Origin of the sequence: Butyrivibrio sp., from assembly GCF_017635265.1 — a bacterium.
GTDB lineage: Bacteria > Bacillota > Clostridia > Lachnospirales > Lachnospiraceae > Butyrivibrio.
This window is the reverse complement of record NZ_JAGBLU010000143.1, coordinates 1-6,472: the sequence shown is the minus strand read 5'-3', so window position 1 is coordinate 6,472 and position 6,472 is coordinate 1. Positions and strand designations below refer to the sequence as shown.

General features: G+C 41.2%; 9 protein-coding genes. 3 read left to right on the top strand and 6 right to left on the bottom strand.

The genetic code is table 11. The annotated features are described in order from the left end of the window. Nucleotides 1–1,684 (bottom strand): hypothetical protein (locus J6O61_RS18640; protein ID WP_292215814.1); only part of this gene is annotated, 1,684 nt, incomplete at its 3' end. Between the two features lie 37 nt (nucleotides 1,685–1,721). Further along, nucleotides 1,722–2,546, bottom strand: a complete 825-nt coding sequence (locus tag J6O61_RS18635; RefSeq protein WP_292215813.1) for a GNAT family N-acetyltransferase — start codon at nucleotides 2,544–2,546, stop codon at nucleotides 1,722–1,724. Between the two features lie 216 nt (nucleotides 2,547–2,762). On the opposite strand from J6O61_RS18635, the gene J6O61_RS18630 reads away from it, so the two are divergent. Beyond that, complete coding sequence (locus tag J6O61_RS18630; RefSeq protein ID WP_292215812.1) at nucleotides 2,763–3,263, top strand: PepSY domain-containing protein; 501 nt, start codon at nucleotides 2,763–2,765, stop codon at nucleotides 3,261–3,263. A 181-nt stretch (nucleotides 3,264–3,444) separates the two neighbouring features. Here J6O61_RS18630 and J6O61_RS18625 read toward each other — a convergent pair whose 3' ends face one another. Further along, on the bottom strand, nucleotides 3,445–3,699 hold the full coding sequence (locus J6O61_RS18625) for a hypothetical protein (protein ID WP_292215811.1): 255 nt from the start codon (nucleotides 3,697–3,699) through the stop codon (nucleotides 3,445–3,447). Between the two features lie 120 nt (nucleotides 3,700–3,819). On the opposite strand from J6O61_RS18625, the gene J6O61_RS18620 reads away from it, so the two are divergent. Both J6O61_RS18620 and J6O61_RS18615 read left to right on the top strand, forming a co-directional pair. Then, a complete protein-coding gene (locus J6O61_RS18620) occupies nucleotides 3,820–4,134 on the top strand; it encodes a BrnT family toxin (protein ID WP_292215810.1) in 315 nt (104 codons plus the stop codon). After that, nucleotides 4,085–4,393 (top strand): BrnA antitoxin family protein, encoded by a 309-nt coding sequence (locus tag J6O61_RS18615; protein ID WP_292215809.1) that lies wholly within the window; start codon nucleotides 4,085–4,087, stop codon nucleotides 4,391–4,393. The genes J6O61_RS18620 and J6O61_RS18615 overlap by 50 nt, the downstream gene beginning before the upstream one ends. Before the next feature lie 187 nt (nucleotides 4,394–4,580). On the opposite strand, the gene J6O61_RS18610 is transcribed toward J6O61_RS18615, so the two are convergent. The 3 genes from J6O61_RS18610 to J6O61_RS18600 all read right to left on the bottom strand — a co-directional run bounded on the left by J6O61_RS18610 (nucleotide 4,581) and on the right by J6O61_RS18600 (nucleotide 6,197). Beyond that, a complete protein-coding gene (locus J6O61_RS18610; protein WP_292215808.1) occupies nucleotides 4,581–4,862 on the bottom strand; it encodes a hypothetical protein in 282 nt (93 codons plus the stop codon). 85 nt (nucleotides 4,863–4,947) lie between these two features. Beyond that, nucleotides 4,948–5,787 carry a CPBP family glutamic-type intramembrane protease gene (locus tag J6O61_RS18605; RefSeq protein WP_292215807.1) on the bottom strand — a complete coding sequence of 280 codons (840 nt, stop codon included), beginning with the start codon at nucleotides 5,785–5,787 and terminating at the stop codon, nucleotides 4,948–4,950. Nucleotides 5,788–5,837: 50 nt separating this feature from the next. Then, a complete protein-coding gene (locus J6O61_RS18600) occupies nucleotides 5,838–6,197 on the bottom strand; it encodes a hypothetical protein (RefSeq protein ID WP_292215806.1) in 360 nt (119 codons plus the stop codon). Nucleotides 6,198–6,472 lie beyond the last annotated feature (275 nt).

Here is a 6,472-nt window from a genome sequence, read left to right as displayed (position 1 = left end):
CTTCCTGGTTTTGCTCAATTTTCTTGCCCTTATTATCGAAAAGATTGATCATGTTTTTGACAAGATTGTTGGCCTTATTTATCTCCTCCTTACCGTTTTTATCTATTTGATTCTCCTCTATAACCTGAGGCTGAATAACGATATTCTGGGGCTCGTTAATGATATTTAGAGGCTCGTTAATAATGTTCTGAGGCTGAATATAGATATTCAGATTCTGAGAAATGTTATTTAGAGACTCCTTACTTATGGCCGGAGCAGCATGATAGGTGTCAAAGGCATTCTTCAGTGCGGTAAATCGATCTGCAGACTCACTTTTACCATTCTCATCATCGCCATACTTCCTTGTGCGTTTGGGGCCAAAAAAGCCTCTGGTATACTTATACTGCTCTTCTTGCTCAAAGCTATATTGGCCAGTTTCACTGTTATAAACAATCAGATGATCTCTGCGAAGTCTGTAATCAATATATTTGTCAATTGCTGCAATATATTCAATTTTTGCCTGTATGGCAAGGTTGTCGGCAATCATCCGAGTTATTGGATTATTAGTGTCTTTCAACAGGTTTTTGTAGTATGGCAGAGCTCTCTTTGTGAGATCGTAATAGTCCCTAAGGTTGGTAATAACATAATTCTTTGCTTTACTGCCTTTAATTGCTTCTGCAGAAGGAACGGGCATCTCTAAAAAGCGCTTAAGCGCCTCTACTTCCATCTTAAATTTCTCATTGGCATTTGCACTGTCATATTTCGTGTTCCATTCCTGATTTTCCTTCTCAGCCTGTGAAAGAGGTGCTCCCAAGCCTTCTTGATCCTTAAGGACAGATTTCCTGGGCCATTCATATCCTCCTTGTTCAGAATTAAAAAGTTCCAGCTCAGTCATTAAGATTGCGCTGTTTTTACTGCATCCTATACACTCTTCCTGTCTATAGGTATTCATATTGTGTGTATATTTACGATCATTAATTCCATTAACATCACGCCACTTTTCGTGTGACTTAGGCACATTTTCCCTTATGGTTTTAGTGGCTTTTGTAATCTCTGCCTCAACCTTGGTGAGTTCAGCTTTTAAGCTGTTGACCATATCATCATTATTCTGCTTTCTCGATTCTTCATCTATAAAGTGATCAAGCTGATCCTTAAGAATAAGATTGCAGGAAAGTTTTGATCGACCGTTCAGATATTTCTCATGTTTCTTGCTCTGAGCTTTTACATAAGCAACGCTCTCAAGCGCCTCCATTCTTTGATTCATGATTTCCTTACGGTGCCTGTATTTCACCAAAGAGTTTGCATTCTCGTCGTTTTTATATTCAAGTGCTAAATTCTGGGCGTCCATAAACTTAATAGAAGCAGTTTCTGCTGCCCACTTACGATGTTTCGCACTATGATGATTGTATCTTTCCGCATACACATCAACCTTATCCTGATGTTCACCTCTTTGGTTGATCTTTTGATAGCGCCTTATCTTAGCAGTAATAGCCTGATCATCCTGGAAATAATATTTGGTTCTGAGCGCAAACGCTTCAGCAGATTTATCGTCTGTCTTTTTCTTCAAATGTTCAATGAGCTGATCCGGATCATAGTCATAAGAGGCCTTGTTTACATCAACGCCCTTGTCAATCTGTCCGGTATAAAACTCTTCTTTATGTTTTTCTGTATCCTGTTTTTTCTGATATTCTTCAAATCCTGACATTTTCTTTGTCTCCCGTCATTACTCGTTAATTGTCTTATTAGAACTCAGCCTCATATATGTGTGCTGTCTTTGCTTTTGGGAAAAGACGTTTCGCAAGCTGCAAAGATTCATCACTCATAGCATCAAATGTAAGGCTTGCGCCTGGGAAAAGAGTCTCCATCTTGCTGACAGTGCTTCCAAGAAGCTCTATAAGGCCTCTTGGATACTTGCCATAAAGATATGAGAGCTCCAGATTGCCGTTTGATAACTTTCTCATAAAGATCAGATCCACCAGATTGTTATTTATATAAATGCACTGGCAAAGCTCCGGAACACACTCCGCCTTCCACTTCTCATAATCAAGGACTGTTATGGTATGTTGCCTGGCTAAAAGAGAGAGTATCATCTTCTGCTCTTTCTCAGACTGGTCAAAAAAGCCAACCGTCTTATGCTCAGCCTTCACAGATCTGTGAAGGGCATCTGAGGCTTTGATATCCTCAGGGCTTACATAGTATCTTTCATGGGAATAGGTTGTTTCCATGATCTGAAATGACAGGAAAAAGGTATGGAGAGCATCATCATCTTCTCTGAACTCAAACTGTGCAGTAACAGGAAGTATTTCCCCGGACTGCACCACAGCCCGAAGAACCTGGTCTATCAGATATGTACCAACGCCCTGCCTTCTGACCTGGGGCTCTACATATAACCAGTCAATGACGTATTCAAATCCCACAACCTGGTACGAAACTGCACCAAGTATGTAGTCTTTATCATCGACACATGCAACTGCTACCCTTGTATCAGTAAGGCTTATTGTCTCAGGGATTACACTGTCAAAAGTCCCCCGATTTAAGTCATCGATCAGTACAGTACTGTAATTCATGATATCCTCCAAACAAAGTATTCAAATATATGATATATTCAATATTTTAACACGATAAGTGCACCAAAGTGACTATATTCTGACAAAAAACAAACAGCAGAGCACATAATCTCCTAGATATAAAACGCTCGGGATTTTAGGTTTTAATAAAACGTTTATTACATCATATTTAATTAAGGTGTATTATGAGAAGGATATTTTTTGAAGGAGGGAATTATGAAAAAGAAAAATCTATTGTTACCTGTTGTATTATGCACAGCCATGCTTATGACAGCATGCAGTGGCCAGACACCCGCAGAAAGCTCCGTTGAGAAAGAGCCCATTGAGACCGTCGCTGCAACAGAAGCTCCTGCCGCTGAAGAGACCGCAACCACAACCGAAGCTGAGGCAGCTGCACCTGCAGAGAATAGCGAAAACACAGTAACAGAGGCATCCGGAGCCATCACTCAGGATCAGGCCATGGATGCAGTCTTAAATTACTTCAAGGCTGACTTCCCGGATTATGAGATCGACTCAGAGCACGGTGAGTACTGGGAAGTTGTACCCGGCGACAATGGCGAGATCAAGGTGATCCACAAATCTTACACCGGTGCCTTCAACTTCTATTATGTTGATCCCACAACAGGTGAAACCTACGTCACAGAGCTTGTCCCCGGCATCATCGACGAGGAGCAGAAGACAGGCGAGACCTTTAATGTTAATGATTATATGAATTAAATCGAGTAGTAGGCTGACTCCTACTCGATTATGCACACAGACATTGGGCACTTCTTTCTCCATGTCTTTACGACCGGCAAATGAATCTGTATGCAAGCATCCATTCGCTTGCCGGTCTTGTGCATCAAAAAGGGGCTGTCGCACTAATTGTATTGTATAATTTACCTGTAACAGTGTCGCATCAATAATCACAAACTGAAATGACGTTATCATCATGTCTGATACTCTCTGTTCCCGGAACCTTGCCATCCCTGATTTTCTGCTCAAATTCTTCCTTTCTTTGACCTCTTTGATAATCTAATCGGGTTGCGATTTTTCCTAACTCAGGAATGTATTTTTTGCGCTGTTCAAGGTCATCTTCCAACTCAAAAAAGAATCTGTTTACTGCATTGTATACTAATTCCTCCTGCTCTGTGTCTTTTGTTTTATATTGCACGTCTAAACAATACTCAATAGCAGAGATATCCGTTTTGCCTTCATCTAAGATATGGATCTTGATTGAAAACACTGCAAGGACATGATATACTAATTTGTAGCTACAGAAAGGTGCTACGTAATGATATTTACATGGGATGAAAATAAGGATTTCAAAAACTTTGAAGATCATGGAATACATCTAGGAACGGCCACCTATATTTTTAACGATCCATGCAGAATTGAGCGTCCGGATGTATCAGCAAATAATAACACGCTTGAAAACAGATGGCAGACTATTGGGAAAATAAATGATGTACTATTCGTTGCTTATGAAGAGAGATTAAATGATGAAATCCATCTCATATCTGCCAGGATTGCTACCGCAAAGGAAAGGAGGATATATAATGGCTACAGTAACGATGAAATTGAACCCTGGGGACCAGCCAACTATTGAACAGATCAAAGAGATTGAAGTTGCGTCTAAGAAGCCAATTAAGTTCACAGAAGATGCTCCAGAGCTTTCCGACGAAGAACTCTCTCAGTTCAAACCTGCAAATCCTAAATATTATCGTCCGAACAAGGAACTCATTTCTCTGCGATTGGATACCGTATTAGTTGATGCATTCAAATCTACTGGTAAGGGATATCAGACCAGGATCAATGAAGCCCTTTGGAAGGGCGCTCAGGAGATGGGTATAATCAAGCAACAATAACTTTCAAAGCCCCTAATGCTATAAGAAAGCATCGGGGGCTTTTTTCATAGTGCGCCGCTAGGCGCACTATCAGAAAAGGCATTTGGGATTGCTCCTAAATGCCTTGTTCTTCCTCCTGTTATGCCATATACAGCTGTAAACTATCTAAATATCGCATTTTACAAATTCCCATTACTGATAATCGAATTTAATAAGGCTCTGTCTGGCCCATGAAGAAACGAATCTGCTCCGGTGTTGTCAAAACACGGGCAGTTTTTAATTGATTCTCCGATAAGCTCATTTTGTACATTTTAATTTCACGCTGCAGTTGGAATACTTGCTGCTGCAGGAACACAACCTTTGGAATTCCCATATTTCCACCCGCAACATAATGTGCATAAGATGTACTGGCTCTTGCCAGTTCCTCTGCAAGAATCCTCGTACATTCATCAAGTCTTTCCTTCAGCACTATTTCTTCCGGTTCAAGCATAAAAACTTGAGGTATATTCAGCAATGCGCGTATTAGAAAACCAAGCAACTTTTAATGACCGGGGTAATGTAAATTCCACAACAGATTACAAAGATTCCTGATCACGGCTCCACTTACGATCCCACAGCTTTATTATCTCGCCTCTCTCAGACTTCCTGAGAAGATAAAAGCCATACACGCACAGGCAAGCTTCAAGCACCGCAATACAAACAGCCGACCAGTCCGGTAAGTCTTTTACACCATTTTCTTCAACGCCTTTTATTGCCATAAAGGATAAAAGATCATGGGCAAAATGCACCAGACAGAGTACCAATACATTTCCCTTTTTCAGATATACGGCAGCAAATAAGACACCGAAAAACATACTCAGCATTACCTGATACAGTATATCCGTTACAGGGTCTCCGTTTACAAGGTTTGTCAGGTGAGTAAGTCCAAAAAGAAAGCCAGAAGCAACCGCCATCAACGGTATCGTCTTTTCATTCATCATCTTTTTTGCCATGAATGAAACTGCAATCTCCCTGAAGCACACTTCTTCTACCAAGCCTGCCATAAGAGCCATCGCAACTGTATTAAGCCTCACCGCCCTGAACGGAAAGCCTCCAGCAAAGTATCCAAACAATCCAAACAGCAGCACCCAGTAGATCAATATTGGAGACATCAACACAAACGCCCCCTTGATGTCGCCCTTTTCCGGCCTGTAACGATACTGCGGTGAAAACCATCTGAACCAGATGATCAAAACCAATACTGAGCCTATGCAGCCTCCTATGGAGGTCCCTGTGGTTGTATCTACACCAAGCGATGACAATGCGAACATAATCGGTATGCCAATCAGGAACTCCGAAACAAAATAACCTCCGAATGTAAATAGAAGCAGGCTCAAAACAGGGTGTTTATCAGAAAACTCATGTTTATTCTTCATAAATATGTTACTCCTTAACTTAAGGCTCCAGACTCGCAGCACACGCCAACTCACATATGGTTTTGCCGTTTTCCCTGACGTTTTACATTGTTAGCCGCAATAAATGCGATAAGATTCAAAACGGTGGCAATACTGCCGCCAACTAATGCGATTTCGTCCGCACCGCCGCTGACAGCCAATACCAGTTCGACTATGCTAAGAACCAGATCTACCAACGTGATCAGCCATGCACCCCCTGCTTTCGTTGCATCTTTTGCAGCAGCAAACAGCAGAAAAGCTGCCACCAGATAAAGTGCTGCGCTGCCAAATGCTGCAACGTTACCATCCGCAATTCCAAGGAACACATAATACACCGCGATCAACAACTCGAATACCCCAAATACTTTTAACAATTTTTGACTGCCAGACATTTTTTCCTCCTAGAATCATCTGTTTTCTTCGCTGATACGAAGTGTGACTACAAATATACTAACATACACAGAAAAATTTGGAAATCGATAAAAACACCTTGACGTTTCCATGTACCAGCGTAAAAATAAGGATGGAAGCGTTCTCTTCCATCCAGCCGGTATCCGGCAATTTTCACCACTTTTTGTAACCAAAAACCTAATATCTTACTGACAGGAGGCGACTATGGATAAAAGTGACATTTTAGGAAAAGCAAAGCGCGAAACCAACAAAAGAG